Source organism: Salinivirga sp., from assembly GCF_055145285.1.
Genome location: NZ_JBSRDC010000062.1, coordinates 95,420 through 111,850, shown reverse-complemented (window position 1 = coordinate 111,850; position 16,431 = coordinate 95,420). Strand labels below are relative to the sequence as shown.

At 32.9% G+C, this 16,431-nt stretch carries 16 protein-coding genes; 5 read left to right on the top strand and 11 right to left on the bottom strand.

Annotated elements, in window-relative coordinates:
* The first annotated feature begins 273 nt into the window (after nucleotides 1-273).
* The gene (locus ACTB0Y_RS13000) at nucleotides 274-1,113 is read left to right on the top strand and encodes a hypothetical protein (RefSeq protein WP_463207258.1); all 840 of its coding nucleotides are present in this window, start codon (nucleotides 274-276) and stop codon (nucleotides 1,111-1,113) included.
* A 125-nt stretch (nucleotides 1,114-1,238) separates the two neighbouring features.
* Here ACTB0Y_RS13000 and ACTB0Y_RS12995 read toward each other — a convergent pair whose 3' ends face one another.
* The 5 genes from ACTB0Y_RS12995 to ACTB0Y_RS12975 all read right to left on the bottom strand — a co-directional run bounded on the left by ACTB0Y_RS12995 (nucleotide 1,239) and on the right by ACTB0Y_RS12975 (nucleotide 4,740).
* Entirely contained in the window at nucleotides 1,239-2,183 is a 945-nt protein-coding gene (locus tag ACTB0Y_RS12995) for a nucleotidyl transferase AbiEii/AbiGii toxin family protein (RefSeq protein ID WP_463207257.1), read from the bottom strand.
* Nucleotides 2,180-2,905 carry a type IV toxin-antitoxin system AbiEi family antitoxin domain-containing protein gene (locus ACTB0Y_RS12990; protein ID WP_463207256.1) on the bottom strand — a complete coding sequence of 242 codons (726 nt, stop codon included), beginning with the start codon at nucleotides 2,903-2,905 and terminating at the stop codon, nucleotides 2,180-2,182. Before ACTB0Y_RS12990 ends, ACTB0Y_RS12995 begins: the two co-directional genes overlap by 4 nt.
* An 82-nt stretch (nucleotides 2,906-2,987) precedes the next feature.
* Complete coding sequence (locus ACTB0Y_RS12985) at nucleotides 2,988-3,776, bottom strand: ImmA/IrrE family metallo-endopeptidase (protein ID WP_463207255.1); 789 nt, start codon at nucleotides 3,774-3,776, stop codon at nucleotides 2,988-2,990.
* Complete coding sequence (locus ACTB0Y_RS12980; RefSeq protein WP_463207254.1) at nucleotides 3,769-4,137, bottom strand: hypothetical protein; 369 nt, start codon at nucleotides 4,135-4,137, stop codon at nucleotides 3,769-3,771. The genes ACTB0Y_RS12985 and ACTB0Y_RS12980 overlap by 8 nt, the downstream gene beginning before the upstream one ends.
* Before the next feature lie 6 nt (nucleotides 4,138-4,143).
* A complete protein-coding gene (locus ACTB0Y_RS12975; RefSeq protein WP_463207253.1) occupies nucleotides 4,144-4,740 on the bottom strand; it encodes a hypothetical protein in 597 nt (198 codons plus the stop codon).
* 51 nt (nucleotides 4,741-4,791) lie between these two features.
* Here ACTB0Y_RS12975 and ACTB0Y_RS12970 point away from each other — a divergent pair, with 51 nt between their 5' ends.
* Genes ACTB0Y_RS12970 through ACTB0Y_RS12955 form a run of 4 tightly spaced genes read left to right on the top strand, consistent with a single transcriptional unit; the run spans nucleotide 4,792 to nucleotide 7,226 of the window.
* Nucleotides 4,792-4,968, top strand: coding sequence for a hypothetical protein (locus ACTB0Y_RS12970; RefSeq protein WP_463207252.1), 177 nt, complete (start codon nucleotides 4,792-4,794; stop codon nucleotides 4,966-4,968).
* Nucleotides 4,968-5,582, top strand: a complete 615-nt coding sequence (locus tag ACTB0Y_RS12965) for a Cap15 family cyclic dinucleotide receptor domain-containing protein (RefSeq protein ID WP_463207251.1) — start codon at nucleotides 4,968-4,970, stop codon at nucleotides 5,580-5,582. Before ACTB0Y_RS12970 ends, ACTB0Y_RS12965 begins: the two co-directional genes overlap by 1 nt.
* 17 nt (nucleotides 5,583-5,599) lie before the next feature.
* Nucleotides 5,600-6,601, top strand: coding sequence for a cyclic GMP-AMP synthase DncV-like nucleotidyltransferase (locus tag ACTB0Y_RS12960; protein ID WP_463207250.1), 1,002 nt, complete (start codon nucleotides 5,600-5,602; stop codon nucleotides 6,599-6,601).
* On the top strand, nucleotides 6,591-7,226 hold the full coding sequence (locus ACTB0Y_RS12955; RefSeq protein WP_463207249.1) for a hypothetical protein: 636 nt from the start codon (nucleotides 6,591-6,593) through the stop codon (nucleotides 7,224-7,226). Before ACTB0Y_RS12960 ends, ACTB0Y_RS12955 begins: the two co-directional genes overlap by 11 nt.
* Nucleotides 7,227-7,326: 100 nt before the next feature.
* On the opposite strand, the gene ACTB0Y_RS12950 is transcribed toward ACTB0Y_RS12955, so the two are convergent.
* The 6 genes from ACTB0Y_RS12950 to ACTB0Y_RS12925 are packed head-to-tail and all read right to left on the bottom strand — an operon-like array spanning nucleotide 7,327 to nucleotide 16,430.
* Nucleotides 7,327-9,834 (bottom strand): DUF4268 domain-containing protein, encoded by a 2,508-nt coding sequence (locus ACTB0Y_RS12950; protein ID WP_463207248.1) that lies wholly within the window; start codon nucleotides 9,832-9,834, stop codon nucleotides 7,327-7,329.
* Nucleotides 9,835-9,838: 4 nt separating this feature from the next.
* The gene (locus tag ACTB0Y_RS12945; protein ID WP_463207247.1) at nucleotides 9,839-12,892 is read right to left on the bottom strand and encodes an Eco57I restriction-modification methylase domain-containing protein; all 3,054 of its coding nucleotides are present in this window, start codon (nucleotides 12,890-12,892) and stop codon (nucleotides 9,839-9,841) included.
* 15 nt (nucleotides 12,893-12,907) lie between these two features.
* Nucleotides 12,908-13,450 (bottom strand): hypothetical protein, encoded by a 543-nt coding sequence (locus ACTB0Y_RS12940; protein ID WP_463207246.1) that lies wholly within the window; start codon nucleotides 13,448-13,450, stop codon nucleotides 12,908-12,910.
* A complete protein-coding gene (locus ACTB0Y_RS12935) occupies nucleotides 13,447-14,106 on the bottom strand; it encodes a hypothetical protein (protein WP_463207245.1) in 660 nt (219 codons plus the stop codon). The genes ACTB0Y_RS12940 and ACTB0Y_RS12935 overlap by 4 nt, the downstream gene beginning before the upstream one ends.
* Before the next feature lie 57 nt (nucleotides 14,107-14,163).
* Nucleotides 14,164-14,673: a tellurite resistance TerB family protein gene (locus tag ACTB0Y_RS12930; RefSeq protein ID WP_463207244.1), complete on the bottom strand. Its 510-nt coding sequence runs from the start codon at nucleotides 14,671-14,673 to the stop codon at nucleotides 14,164-14,166.
* A gap of 5 nt (nucleotides 14,674-14,678) precedes the next feature.
* A complete protein-coding gene (locus ACTB0Y_RS12925; RefSeq protein WP_463207243.1) occupies nucleotides 14,679-16,430 on the bottom strand; it encodes an AAA family ATPase in 1,752 nt (583 codons plus the stop codon).
* Between the last annotated feature and the right edge of the window lies 1 nt (nucleotide 16,431).

The following is a 16,431-nucleotide window of genomic DNA, read 5'->3' as shown; positions in this document are numbered from 1 at the left end:
GATATTATCAAAATCTGTAATAAAAATACTAAATGAAACCTCCATGACAAGGCTTTTGACACACTGCGCCTTTGCGAAGCTTCAGCGGAGCAAGGCACGAACATGATTATTTGCAAGAATGCAGTTAAAAGCCTGGTTGCTAATTAAAAGGAGGTTCCATCCGACCATTGAAAATTAAAAATAAACGGATGAAATATTTTTATTAACTTGGTTATTTATCATAAGGTAAGCATATTGACATCACTTAAGGTTTTACCGCAAAAATTATCCAACATGAACAAAGAAAAAAACAAGGACTTGAATCAGAAAATTGATAATGAACTTAAGAAACAAGAATTGCAAAAGAAGTATGGAGCAGACTTTAGGGGTGAAAGCAACATTTCGCCAGAATTGGAAAATCAATGGTTAAATTATATTGATGAGTTCGAAAAGCAATTCAACAGCACTACAGAACAAATCAGCATTTGGGAGTACATTGGCCAACCTGCTTATCAAAAGATAAATGAGTTAAACCCTAACGAAATTTCTAAAGAACTTGAACGAGTATTCGCTATAATGAGCGAAAACAATATTTACCTGGACACTTTATGTGAAGTAGATGATGAGAAACTCTATCGTTTTATAACCGAAGAACTTTTTGATTACGAAATTGATAATATGAATATCCCAGGCATGTCAACCAATTTTATATACGAAGAGTTTCACCCCAATGCAAAGTATGATATTGAAATGGCCTATGGAAATTTTTTCAGTTCAACGTTGAATAAGCATACAAGTATTGATGGTAAGGGGTATGACTTGACTTATGTTGACACAAAAAACCACAAAAATGCGATAAATGAACCAGTCGATGAAAAAACTGTTATTGAAAAGATCAACACTTTTCTAAATGCCTTCGATTACTTTGAGAACGTCTCCAATGAAATAAAACAAATCACAATTAATCAGGATAAAACAGATGCACAAATTGATTTTCGCATTCATTTGAATGGCCGATTTCACAAAAACACAGAAGCAATTACTTATAAAGGAGATGGATTTTTTAAACTCAAGCCAAGTGAATATGGTGGATGGGATATTTATCACATCAATATGCCGGGATTAAAAATTTGAAAATCAATTACTTCCCGATACAAAATGTATTTAAATTAGCATTAACATCTAACATACAGACGATTAACACTACACCAAATTACCGAAAATTGTAAAATAGTTGTAAAAAGTGTGTATTAATAGTTCTATTGAACATGAGATATTAATCTATGAAAAGATTCTGCAACAAGTTGTTCATCAGGAATTTTCGCATATGCATAAATGGATAATTCCTCAACATAGGTATCTTTTAGCTTTTCCCAAACCCTCTCAAAGTCAGATACCAATATTGACTCACTCAGCTTATACTGCCCCCAACCTTTGGGCTCATCAAATGATTGTTGATCGTGCAAAAGGAGGTTATTGAAACGCTCTCTAAAATTCGCACTGGCAATAAACTCTTTGCCCTCCTTTGTTTGCAACAAATAATACAGATCATAAAAGTGCCTTATCTTCGATCTAATACCTTCCAAGGAATCTTCTTGAAAAGAAAAACGAATAAGCGAAACGAGTTTCTCAATTAAAGTTTGGAAGCGATCCAGAACATTAATTCGAAAAGATTGCAAATTAAAATCATTGATTGCTTTTTCATTACCAGTCTCTCTTAAAAATGCAGCTATAAAGCTTTCAATTTCCCTTTCCTCATAAGGGTAAGGGTTAGCAAAATAATTGGTCTCAATAATTACGAAATTTTCATCTTCAAATTTATCATTAACCGGATAGATATAAGCACTCTTGCGAAAACGAGACCCCTTACTGGTAAGCCCTGGAATTTCCAGTTCTAATAATCCGTTGGCAACTGTCTTTTCAATTTTTCGTATCTCATTCTTAATTCTGTTACCAGAAAAATCAGGGTTTTGAATAACTGCCAGATCAACATCTGTAGAAAAACGATTGATTGTTTTATAGGCTTTTGAAAGCGATGTGCCACCTTTAAATACAACCTGATCACGATTCTGATAATTTGACAAGTTCCATAGCATGTATGTTATCCAATAATCCATCACTATAAATTCTTGATTGATTTTCAAATGACTAGAAGCCGTTTGAATTGCATCATTAAATAATTTAGCTTGTTTGTGTAGATTCATTGTATATTCCATTTAGTTGCATTCGGCAAGCGGTTGATTGACACTCCTATTTTATATTTTGTAATTGGATTAAGTGAATTTGCAAGCGGCTCAACAGCCTTATCACTCATTAATGACTCTAGCATAGCACCTAATAAAGCCCGAACAAAAGGAGGGTATTTTTTTGCCAAGCGAATCATTTGTTTTTGATCATTTTCACTTAGACTGTTCACAATTTCAAATAACCTTTTACACGCATCATTAATTGTGGTGTCGGGTATCTTCTTTATAAAACGGATAGCATCCAAAATCTGTAAAAGCGGTATATTTTCTTCTGTAATGGTGTTTCTTTGATTCACAAAGCTGATTTTGTACATTCCACGCTGCATAGCCGGACGCGTTTCGTTGCGCCCAATTTGTATTGTATTACTTACCTGGGTGGTTAAACCAAGCTTTGTGTAAACTGAATAACCAGTCAGGTACCCGACAACATTATCTCCTCTACCCAATAAATCTTTCACCACCTGGTACTGATCAGGCGGAACCAAACCAAAACTGGTTTCTTTGGGTTTATAATATTTGCCTTTTGAAAGTTTTGCAATCTCCCCTTTAGCAACCATTCTGTTCAATGCTTTAATAATCGCTTCACGGCCATTCACCTCAGGGTTAAAATCCCTATAGGTGAACACATAACTAACAGGAAGTTTATTAATTGTATTTCTTATAGAATCAGTAACTTGCATTCATATATTCTTTCCACAAATATATAAAAAATGTCCAGTTTTTTAATTAAAAAACTGGACAGAATGTATTTACCAGTTAGTATTAATCTTCCCATATTACACTAATTGCAAGATTGACGGACGAATGCACTAAACAAAACTCATAGAAAATATCATTTGCATATTCATTGTTTACTTCTAACCATGTTGATTTTGAAATTTCTTGCTTAGATTCTTCATTTGGATAAATAGTATTTTCATTGAAGTATTCTGCACATACGGAATCCCCCGGTGGCGGTAATTTTGTAATATTTTTTATATAATACTTGAAGAATTCTGATTTACGCCAATAATGTACTTTATTGTTTCTAGTATAAAATACACAAATAGGATGATTTCCATGTTCTACAAACCTATGAATTACAGAAGTTCTACTAACTTTAAACCTATCGGAAACGCTTCGAATTAGTTCAGGGGAAAAATACTGTGATTCTATACAGATTAAAAACTGATCTGTTGGTAATAGAAGTTCCGATGCAAATTCATTTGCTTCAGATTCTTGTTTTAAAATTTCTAGATTATTTTTATTATTAAACCACGAAAGTGAACTAATATCATCATTATGATTTATAGGCTCTTTACGATGCATTAAATAATGTCCAATTTCATGAGCAATAGTAAATCTTTGTCGTGTAATGAATTTTTCGGAGTTATTTAATGTAATCATGGATTGATTCTTTGCATGGGTTATTCTACCTTCACAACCCTTAAGTTGGTTATGTCTTACAGGTATATTTAATGCATATGCAATATCTATAACATCAACATCTTGCGGATTTGTAATACCAAAGTCTTCAAGTAAGGATAAGGCAAGCTTTCGTGGATTATTCATTGTTTTTTGATAAATCTTCCAAGATTAAAGAATCTTCAATTAAACTAAGCATCTCACCTCTATCTAGTTTATCCAGATTGCGAAATTGAGTTTGTGGAATAATTCTCCCTAGCCTTGACCTTAAAGTTTCAATTGGCAAATCAATCAAACGATCCATCTCGTTTCTAATCCTGTTTTTTGACTGAGTAATTTTTTGCTCCCCAATATCTCGGTATAGTTTGCCTTTTGCCTTAAATGCCTGAAATCTAGCAAACTTAATCAAATCAGCATTATCAGTTTCTTCCAGTTCCTCAAAGGGTAAATTCAAACTGGCTTCTTCAGAAATATCTGTCAATAGTTTAAAGTATTCTCGATTTTTCATAATCTCCTAATTATTAATACATTTCTTTTTAGCTTGATAGATTAGTCTATCATTCTTTTTATATATTTCTTTTACGGGAAGTTCCATCAGCTCTGCTATTTCTCTTGACTTCTTACCTTCTTTTATAGCCTCCCAATAAAAGCTTAGTTCTTCAATCTCAGCAACTATTCTCTCTATACATTTGATTAACTCATCTATTTTTTCGTCATAAACTTCCTCAAAAACATCATAATAAAGACCATCATTAAATTCAAACCCTGCCTCAACATTTTTACATTTTCTTTCATAATGATCAAGTTGATTTGAAATTAAACTATTAGCAATAGTTATCATATGTTTAACTATAGACACATTTTCATAATCCCATCGCCATTCAAAACTATAAATTTTTTCTATAGTCTTTTTTACATAATACATATTTGCAGGTTCACCTAATTCTTTTTGAGAATGGGCTCCAAAACTAGTATATCGTAATCTATGCTTTATTCCATCATTAACACGCGATAGTATTTCATCCCAATCTCCGTTACTATAGCTTGATAGAATCGTAATAATTTTACTTTTCTCATTTTTTGTAGCTTTTTCTTCTGGAATTTTATTCATGTTCAATCATATAATTAGTGAGTAAGGTTTAATTACATAAAGATAATAAATATGGCAACAAATCCACCCAAAGATGACAGTCGAAAAGGCTCGGTTAGAAAAAGATCCCAAGTAAAGAATCCTAAAACAGAACTATGGGTAAAACGCAATTTAGAAACAGGAAGATTTATGGATGTAAAAACATCAAATGACAATCCCTTTAAAGGTGTTAGAAAGGAAGGCAAATAATGAAGTGCTATTTTAACTATTTTAAGTCAAGCGTATTAGTCAGTTTTATAGCAACCATTGCAATTTTAATATATTTAGCAAAAGATAGATGGGGCATATCTTTAACCATCGGGGGTACTGTTTCCACACTATTATTTTTCATATCAAAATACCTATGGAAGTATATCCCATTTCAGTGGATGTATTGGATAGATAATTTCTCTGGTAGATATGAAGGAATACTAAAGTATCAGTACATAGATGATAATGGAAATCAAATAACTGGTGAAAAGAAACAGATTAAAATCATCAACCAAACGGGATATAGAATATCAGTCACAACATTTACACTTAATACAGATGGTAAAGTTTCATCTCCTTCAACTAGCAAAGGTATGTTTGTTGAAAAGACTGAAGATGAACAACATTACAGATTAGTATACAATTACCTTAATGAAGGAAGCATTGATCAAGGATTTCCACCACATTATGGCACTGAAGTAATTAAGTTCATTAAAGATGGAAAAGAAAAGCATTTATCAGGAACTTATTACACTAATCGCCATCCTTATCAAACTAAGGGTGAATTGGTTGATTTCAAATACATTAATAACGATTTATCTCACAAAATATAAAGAAAGGAAAATAATTCATGGCTGTTTTACACAAAGAATTTACAAAATTTAACAAGGAAATTAAGCTATCGGGTAGCCGGAAAGAAAAGCTTAAGAAAAGTCGCAAAGACATTAAAAAGAAAATACGAAATTGGTTTAAAGAGAACAAGCCAAATGAATTACAACCGAAGTTTCATGGACAAGGCTCATTCGAAATGAACACAACGGTCAATCCAATCCCGGTAAAGGATGACAATAATGAAACATTATTAAAGTACGATCTGGATTATGGAGTGTACTTCATTGAAAAAGAAGATAAAAATATTAAACGAACGGTAAATACTTGGCATGATTGGGTATATCAATCTGTGGAAGATCACGCCTCACAGAATCCTATTAGAAAAGACACATGCGTAAGAGTTATTTTCAGCGATGGACATCATATTGACTTACCAATATACTATAAAGATGGCAATCAAATTGAATTAGCACACAAATCAAAAGGCTGGATAGAAAGTGATCCGAAAGAATTTTATGAATGGTTTAATAACAAAAAGACCCAACAACTAGAAAGGATTGTAAGGTATTTAAAAGCCTGGAAAAACTATCGTGAAATAAAGAACTCTAACCTAAAACTTCCTAGTGGATTTGAATTTACTATTCTTGCAACAAATCATTATGTGGAGGATGAAAATGATGATAAGGCACTACGTGAAACTGTCAGAAATATTGATTCTGAATTAAACAAGTCCAACGGGTTTAAATGTATCCGCCCAACGACACCAGTTGGCGAAGATGTATTTGCAGATTATTCATCTATAAGAAAAATAAACTTCTTGAATGTATTCAAAAGTTTATTAACTGATTTAGACCGGGCAAATGATGAAAGAAATTTCAAGAAAGGATCTGAAATACTGCGAAAAAATCAATTTGGGAACAGATTTCCATTAGGACAAGATGCTAATGAAGAAGATGTGAGTAATAACTTAGGAGCTGCCATAGGGACAGCTTCAGTCACACCAAAACCCTATGGATATTAAGGATCAAATTCAAGAAGTTATCAGAAACTATCCAACACTTTCATATAATGAAAAGGATAATTCCATAGAGGGAGAATTGTTTATTTCATCATATGATTCATACGATGTTAAAATAAACATTTCTAAGTATCCATATGAATTTCCTCACGTTTATGAAGAAGGGGAAAGAATTCCACGTGTAGCTAACCGTCATATATACACTGATACTGGGTCATGTTGTCTTACCACAAAAGCAAAAGCTCAAATATTACTTAAAACGAAGATTTTCACCTTGTCTATGTTTATAAAAGATATTGTAATTCCATATTTTCAAAATAATTCCTATTATGAAATAAATAAGCAATACAAGACTAATGAGTATGGACATGACAAACTCGGCATTATTCAGGGGTACCATGATATTCTAAAGACAACCAATAATATGAAAATTGCAAATCTGATACAATTTCATTTAACAAGCCCTAATAAATTGAGATTACATGATATGTGCTATTGTGGAAGTGGATTAACTTTTAAGAAATGTAACAGCGGAAAACATTTTGATTGTTATAAAGACTTCAGGAAGATTGAGCATGCAACATTGCATCATGATTTACAAGTATTTAGGATGAGACTTGGAATGTAAATACATAATAATTATCCCTCCTTACTTTTAATTCCATTTTTTAGGAGAGCATATGTTTCATAGACTATATAGTAGACATGATTGAAACAGACTTGCACTATCATTTCAATTGCCCTATAAACGGTGAAAATGCCTTTTCAAATTGCGGCAAATTTTCAATAAAGAACTTGTCGATTTCTGGCCATGTTTCTTCATTAAAAACGTTTACAGTTTTATCTTCTATTTTTATTCGACTCATTTTATTATCCGGTAATTCTTCCCATTCGAGTACGTTGCCAAATGCTTCTTCTATTTCAGTTTTATGAATAAGCAGGTTTTTAAAATACCGCTTATTTTTTTCTTTACTGGAACTACCAATCGTTAATTCAACTCTTGCAAAACTTTTTGAAACGACCATAGTATATGCAATACCGGCTTTGCCCGCACCCGTACTTATCCAATGATCTTTTGATGCGCTTACATTTTCGAAAAGATGAGTATTTTTTATTTTTTCTAAAATGTGTTGCCAGTATTTTTTTCGCACGATATGCCGATTAGCTGTTTTATTATTACCATTATCACTGCCATACTTAATAATTAGCTCTTCTTCTAATTCGAATAAGGTGAGCAGCTTTTTTAAAACTTTAAACTTGCTATTACTATCTATATTAGCTTCGATAAACCAATTATTGACGACTTCCTGGGGTGAGCGAAAATCGTTTTTGTTTCTCGTAATTTTCAAGATATCCTGATTACTAATTAGCAGTTGCGTATTTCTTTTATATAGTTCTCCTATAACATGAAAATACATTTGTGCAATGGCATCGGTTTCAATTTTGGTGTTGTCGAATATAAAGTATTCAAGCTTTTTGAATGTGGGTGCTTCAGCATCATAAATATTTATTTCATCCTCTTGGTTAATCTCTTCAATTTGCACATCCGGATAAGGCCATACTTGTATAAATCGCTCATACATTAGATTAAAACGTTGATTCATAGTTCCAATGTCCCAATGGTCAATTTTCTGAAGGTATTTATTCAACCAAAGTTTGCTGTAATTATAACCTTGTTCTTTCCCATCAACATTCATCGTTTTCTTTTCCTGAAAGCTTTTGTTGCTCAGCGCCCCATTGTTGCCAGATAAAGTTAGATTAGCAATGGTGTGTAAGTATTTTTCTTTGAAGCTGAAATACTCATCTTGCGATAATTGCTCACTCCATTCGTCCGTTGGGTTTTGAGGAAATATATGTTCAATGGTTATTAATTCATTTTTGGTATCAACATATTCCGGGTTATTAAAATTTTCTAAAAGCTCGAAAAAATAGTTTCTGTTTTTTGCTTGAGCTGTGTATACATCTTTATCCTTTAATGCTGCTTTAATTTCTTCATTAGTTGGGAATTTGGCACTACCTTTCTTTTTTAGTAATGCAGTAGCAGCAGAGTTATAATAATCATCAAATTCAACCTCTCCATACAATGTCATAAATATTTTATTTAAGGCGTTTGTAGGAAGCCCAACGATGAATCTTCTCCATGTGTAGCTCTGAATTAGCTTTAATATTTTTATGAGCTCGTCTTTATCTATCAACCCATTCTCTTTGTCTTCAAACACCTGCAAAAGAAAAGGGTAAGCCACATTAATTTCTATCCGGCTAATGTATTCTAATTCTTTCCTGATTTCACTATCTTTTTCAATCGAGGGATTGATAAACTTTTGATAGTGGTAGGATAAAGATTTAATGTTCTCTAATTCCTGATGAAAGCTTTCTGCTCTTTTATCTGGGTACTGTCGCTTGAATTCGAGATAGACCTTATTTTTATTAGGTATTTTTTTAGTTTTTAAAGTGAGGTAGTCTCTGATATAATCTGAAACTAATGATTTTTGCTTTTTTAAGTCTTTGGCATTTTCTTCTATTGGATTCCAAATGGTTTCAAAGGTTTTGTTTTGTTCTTTTGGTGGCAAGTCCATTAAAATGAAGTTCCGGATAAGGTCGGATTGCGATAAATCAAGACCGGTAGAGTTTAGGCTTTCAAAAATCCGTTGTGGATCGTCTTTGTCTCGTTCTAAAGAAATTTCAACAAATATCAGGCGATTAAGACCGTTGATTATTGTATCGAAGAGTTCTTCAGTAATCACACCTTTAAAATAGTTGTAGTTTTCAATTACATTGGAGTAGGGAAGATTATCGTGTTCAATCCCGTTCATTATGGCTTTAAATGCAATCGAACTTGTATCGGTTTGCTTTAGTTTTAATTTACTTGTTTCATTCTGAACGTATTGATTCGTTAAAAACATATTGTAAATGCGTTCTGCCTCATTAGGATTTCCATTTTCTTTAGCAAAACGGTAAAGCGCCACATACAAGATGTTGATTGTAGTGAGTCTTTGTTGCCCATCAATAATTAGGAGTTCTCTTACCTCTTTAGTTCTAAAAGTTCCTTCATGAATAAAAACAACGCTACCTATAAAATGTGAGCCTCTATCGTCTTTTTCTACGTCAATAATATCATTCAGAAGTTGTTCACATTCACTATGTGTCCAATCATAGTTTCTCTGATAAACAGGAATGATAAATTGCACATTAGGAGCTTGTAAAAAATCGGATATTTGAAGTTCACCTGCTTTCATATCATTAATTTATGCTTTGTTCCACAATCTTAATCTCATCCTCCGTCAATCCATATAATTCATAAACCATTTGGTCGATTTCTTTATCTGTTTTTTCTATTTCAGCTTGAAGCTCCTGAGCTTTTTGTTTTTGCTCATTGAAGTATTGCATCCATTCTGCTTCTTCTGATAGAGAAAGTTTCACCTTGGCTTTTGTCAATTCTTTAAGGAAATTACTAAAAGACAGATCATACCAAACCTTTAAATTTTTACTTATTTTATTAACATCAAACTTGCTTTTTAATAAACCAAGAAAACTTCCTTGTAAAGCCTCTAAATCATTTGTTTTCATAGTTAAAAAGTCTACCTTATCACTGAACATTTCATTTTCTTGACTAGATAAATCAGGCAATGGAAATGAAGAAAGGTTATCTAAACTAATTTTTGCAAACACTTTACCCTTTATGTCATGCAATAATCTATAAAAATAGGTTGCTGGTTTCGAATTCAAAATTGCAAGTAACGTTTCTAGCGAATATTCCTTATTTCGCAAGTATATTCCATGAACTAAAGTATCGAAATAATACTTATGATCGTCTAAACATGCAATTAAAGAATCTCCTGTTTTTCTCACTAAAACCTTAGTTGTTTCAAAAATCTCTGGTGATCGTAATGCAAAATCAATCTTTGATTGCCTATTCATACCTTTTTTTGATTTAATATCATCCAAGGATATAGTGTTTCGAATATTTTCATCATAGTTGATAAATTGACCTGACCAGTTTAAACTGTAACGAGAAATATCTTTGCCCCAAATAATTGGTTTATGGTTTTCAGATTTTTTGGTGTCTGATATTAATATATGCTTTACATTTCCAGGATTTAAACCATTTTTTATAGTATAATAATCCTTAATCGAATTTAATTCGTGAAGTTTTCGTAAAATCGATTTAGAATCAGCAGAAGTTACAGAAATCTCACAATTTGGTACTTTTAGGAAGTAATCTTGTGGTAGCTTGTTTTCAGTTAACCCAAATTTGGAAACAAAATTTTCAATTTTATTTGCATTTAGTAACCTGATTGTATTTGTTGGATTATTATCTTTCGCAATAACAAACTGTAGCAACAGGCTACTTCCTACTTCAGCATCCTCAAATACCTTCTCTGTTATTGTATAGATTTCATTTATATTGGTTCTTTGAATGAGTGCTTTTCGAATTTCCTTATAGTATGTATTAAAAAGTAATGACTTTGGAATAATAAAATGTACAATTCCTTTTTCAAATACCTGCAGCATCCTCTCTACGAATAGTATATACAAATTAATTTTATAACTAGTGAGAGGATAATGATCTATGTAGTATTCCTGTGATTTTTTATCTATAAAAATGCCATAAGGCGGATTCCCAATCACCACATCAAAACCACCATTTTCAAACACTTCAGGGAATTCTTCTTCCCATTTGAATGCTTTTTCTCCGGCTATTTCAGGGTCATCAATTAGGGAATTTCCGCATTTAATGTTGCTGCTCAGGGTGTTGAGTTTGCGGCCTTTTTGTGCGGTGCGCAACCAAAGTGAGAGTTTGGCTATTTCAACGGATTCTTCGTTCAGGTCAACACCGTAAATATTGTTTTCAAGAATTGATGATTCAACATCACTAAGCACCATGGGCACTTTATGGTATTTTGCTGTTATTTCGTCAAGATATCGATGTTCGCTAATTAAAAATTCCAAAGCTTGATTTAAAAAAGCACCGGAACCACAAGCAGGGTCACATATTTTTAAATCTAATAGCCAGTCACGATAAGCTTGTAAATCATCAACGCCTTTTTTAGTTCTTTTACCGGAATGGCCAAAACGTTCATCTGTAATGTTTAACTCAGCTTTTTTGTCTTCACAAAGTTTGCCAATGGATTTTTCTACAATGTATTTGGTAATGTATTTGGGCGTATAGAAAATACCATCTTTCTTTCTTCGTGTTTTTTGTGTATCGACTTTTTCACCTTTTATTTCGGCCTGAATGTTCTCAATTTCACCTAAAGAGTGCTCGAAAATGTGTCCCAGGATATTGACATCCACATCGGTCTCAAAATCGTATGCAGTTAGTTTTAGGGTGTGCTCCAATAAAACATTATCATCAATTGTTACGTTGTCTAACACTTCATCTGCTGTGAACAAACCGCCGTTATAGGCAAATACTTCGTATTGTTTGCCCTTGTAACCGGTGTTCAGGTAGCCAAAATACTTTTTGAAACGCTCATAAAGTGGTACGTATTCATCCAAATCTTCTTTGAGCGTTTTCCACTGGTCTACAATTTTACTTATTGAGTTGGGTGGTACCAATAGCCTGTCCTCAGCAAAAAAGATGAACAAAAAACGGTCAAGCAACTTTTGGGTTTTCTTAAATAGCAGTAATTTGTCGGTGTCAGGGTTCTTTTCAACCAAATTATTGAAAATGTCTTGTCTGAATTTTTGATAATCCGCATAAAGTTGCCTGGTTACCTGGTCCTCCTGTAATACCGAAGCATTTTTAATCTTCAGTGGAATATCATTGATTACATTGTCTTTTGACAAACATAGCCACAGTACCGAAAACTTTTCTTTCGAAAGGTTAAAAAGATCAAAGTCGATATGGTCCACCGCATTTTGAGCGTAAAACCTTAATTTCTCAAAATTAGACGTAATGACATACACGCATTCAGGATTGTGGTTTTTATACCCGAATGCCTGCGTTTCGATGGTGTCCAGATCGGTTGTTTGGGTAGATTTTAGCTCAATTACTGCATGGACATTATCATCCTTCAAAATGGCACCGTCAGCTTTTTTGCTGTCGTCTACATTCTTTTGTTCAGTTGTAAGATTAAAGCCCTCATTGGGATTTAGAGTATAACCCAATACATTCACGAATAACTCTCTTAGAAAACCCTCCTGAAACTGTTCTTCTTTTAAATCGCGAATACGTTCCTGCATCTCAGCATTCTCAAAATATGCCTGAAATGCTTTATATTTTTCATCAATCAAACTTTGATCGAGTTCATTGAGGTATTTTTTGAGTACGGAGGTTTGGAATATAGACATATTATTTATTTTGTATCAGTTTTTTTCAAAAAGCTCTTTACACTGTCTTAGGAATATACCACTTAAGTATTGAAATCGCACCCATATCATTATAAAAAGGAAAAATAATACTGATCCTACAATTGATGTATAGGAAAAGTAGTTTGATTCTTGTGGTAAAAAATAAAGTAATACAATTGTTAAAAAGAGTATATTAATTATTGAACCACGAGCAATTCTATCTCGACTACTTCTCATTTCATATTGTTTGCCTAATTCTGAGTTTAAGAAATAAACTTGTGCAACAGAGAAACTTTTGTTTTCAACTTCTTTAAGCCTTTCGTAAAAAAAAACATTTACTAATAAATACCTAATTGCTTCTGTAAAATATTTTCCGATATGATCTACAATTAATCCAATCATATAAACCGATGATATAGCAAAAATTCCTAATATTACTTTATTATCAATTTCTTTTATCTCAGAATAAATACCCGTATGTTTCAAAATTAAATAAACCCAAATGAGAGCAAACCCTCCCGTAATGAAGTATTCAATTAAAATGCCTCTTAAATTCATCTTTTTACAATTTTATTTACATTACTCTTCCACTTCTCCAAAGAAACTATAAACCGTTTCGCTAATTCATCATCGGTGGTTGATAAAGCAGCAATTACATCATCAAAAGAAATGACTGCATCATCGTTTGTTAGGTTTAAGGGTTGTAGGTAAAGAATTTCGGGAGTAATGTTGATGTTACTAATTACGAACGTCTTTTCTGTTCTGCTTATCCAACCGATTTTTTCTATTTTATCCAGAAGGTAATTGTATTTTACTTTTTGATGGGTAGCCTTGTATATTTTTTTTAATCCTTCTAATATGCCTTTTACCTGAACCTGAGCTGTACGCTGCAAATACCAGTCTTGCTTGTCGCGGCGTGAGCGCTGGTCGGTTTTTAACTCTACAAGAAAAACGCGCTCTGCTGCCATTGCATAGGCCAGGTAATCTATTTTAAAGGATTGATTAATATGTGGGTTCTTCTCTGATATTTCACCCACTCGAACCGGAAATTCAGGAATGATGTAGTCAATTTCGGTATCTTTTTTCTGTTTTATGATTTTGTCCAGATACAAAGCAAAGAAAATATCGGCTCTGCGCTCAAGTTGGTAGGCAGGAAGATGACGCCAATCGTCCAGTAAATCAAATAGCTTATTAATGGGTCTTGTTTCTTCCACTTATTTAAAACTTTGAACATTTCGAATATAGCTATGTCTAAAAGATAGTTAACTCACTTATGAATTAAACTCACTTTTGATATCCTCAATATCGCTTTGATTAGGCATTTTTAATTTATCAAGATATGATTCCAAACTTGTTGATTCAATACTTTGAGCATATTGTTTATTAAACAAAAGGTTATCCTTTCCAAAACGATCTATTATTATTTCATCAAAAACTGCTAATCTGCCCCGTAAAAGCTTTAAAAACTGCACTTCATTATCGTCTATTACCTTGTCAGCATATATAATACGTAAAGCTACTTCAAGAATCAATAATTCTTGAACCGGATTAAGTTCGGTTTGCCTTAATTCCTGGAAGAGATCATTTACCACCTGCACTCCTTTTTTTTGCAGTTCTTCTATTAAATCTTTCAAATCACCAGTAAGGTCAATATCACCAAAATATGTGGTGTTTTGATCCATTAACTTCAGTTCATCGATTTCTTTTTGATCGATACGTCCGTCGCAGGCCATGCAACAAAAGGCTGTTTTAAAAAGTATTCTTTTAAAATTTGTATCCATAGTTTTCAATGTTTAAATCCAATAGGTCTACTGCTTTGTTGATCACCTTCATTATCATCAATTTTTTGCTGAAGCTCATTATAATATATTAAATCTTCATTTTTAACCGAAGGTGTTGTATCAGCAATAACCTCCAGTATTGTATTTACATTAATTCTTGATTTCGATTTTAATGCGCTACGCGAAGCTTCATCAATAATAAATTTTATATCGCCAGCCACAAAAAGATTAGACCTTTCTGCGACTAAATCATAGTTAAAACCAAGCTCTACAGGTCTTTTTTCTAAATAGAGGTTAAAAAGAGCTTTACGAGCATCCAAATCAGGGGGTGCGATGTATATTTTTTTATCCAGCCTGCCCGCACGCATCACCGCACGGTCAATTTTGTCCGGTCGGTTGGTGGCAGCAATAATAAATACCTCTTTTTCTGCGGAGTTACTCATTTGTGCCAAAAACTCATTCACAGTAGAAGCACTCATATGATGTAAATTATTATCACGGCTTGGAACCAAAGCATCAAATTTATCAAAGAAAAGTACCGATGGGGCCTGTTCTTCTGCGTCTTTAAATATTTGACCAATCTTTTCTTCGGTTTCATTAACAAACTTACTTTTTACATCTGATGGGTTTAATTTGACAAAATTAAACCCAACTTCCTCAGCAAATTTTTCTGCTATAAATGTTTTTCCACATCCCGGGGGGCCATATAAAAGCATCCCATTAGGTATGGTTAAACCATAGCTTTCATATAGTTCTTTTTCATTAATTGCCCGAATAACGTCGTTATACAAAATATCCTTCATTTCCTGCATACCTGCAATAGCTTCAAACCCTTTTCCTTTAACTTTTGAACCTTTTTTTGCACTCGGATTAGAAGCATCGCTTACATGAACCTCTGTTTTTCTATTAAGCGCATCGGACAATTCCCCAGCATTTTTGAATCGCATATTTATGTCAGTGGCCAATGCTTTACAAATCACATTTTTAAAGTGCTCATCAAAAATTTCGGGATGAGATGACTCAAAATTCAACTTGTTTCGTCGTTTTTTTTGTAGTTTTTCGACAAAATTGTCATTTTCAGTAGTTTCAAAATACCAAGGGGGTAACCCAAAGCATAATTGATAAATTAAAGCTCCTACTCCAAAAATATCTGATTGTGGTAATGTAAGTCCATTAAAATGTTCCGGCGCCATATAAAAAGGGTTCAGTAACTCAGATGAGAAATTTCGGGTAGCTTTAGATAAATGCACCGCAGAGCTAAAATTTGTCAAAATGGGTTTTTCCGAATTTGCATCTAAGCTAATTGTAATATTCTCTGGACAAAGATCATTGTGAATAACCGGGTCATCTAATTGATGTAAATAATTAAGTGCATTTAATAGCTCAATTATGGATGGAATCACACTGTAGGGGTTCAAAACACCTTCTCTTTTCAACTTATCGAGCCATGTTTCTCCACTAAAAAATTCCGTCACCATGAATATATACTCAGTATCCTGAATTTTGATGTATCCACTATCAATAAACTTAATGATATTTGGATGGTCAGCCTGCTTTAAAATTTCGACTTCCTTTAAAATACCATTTTCGTTAAATCTTTGCTTTGGAATTTCCTTTTTACGGTATAATTTCAGCCGCCGGGTATTATTTTCTTGATCTTTTACCCGGTAGATTTCAGCACCATCATTGAATTCATTGAAGAATTGAACCTGATACTGCTGAATTTTTTCTTTTTTTGAAAATATCGGTTTGCTCATT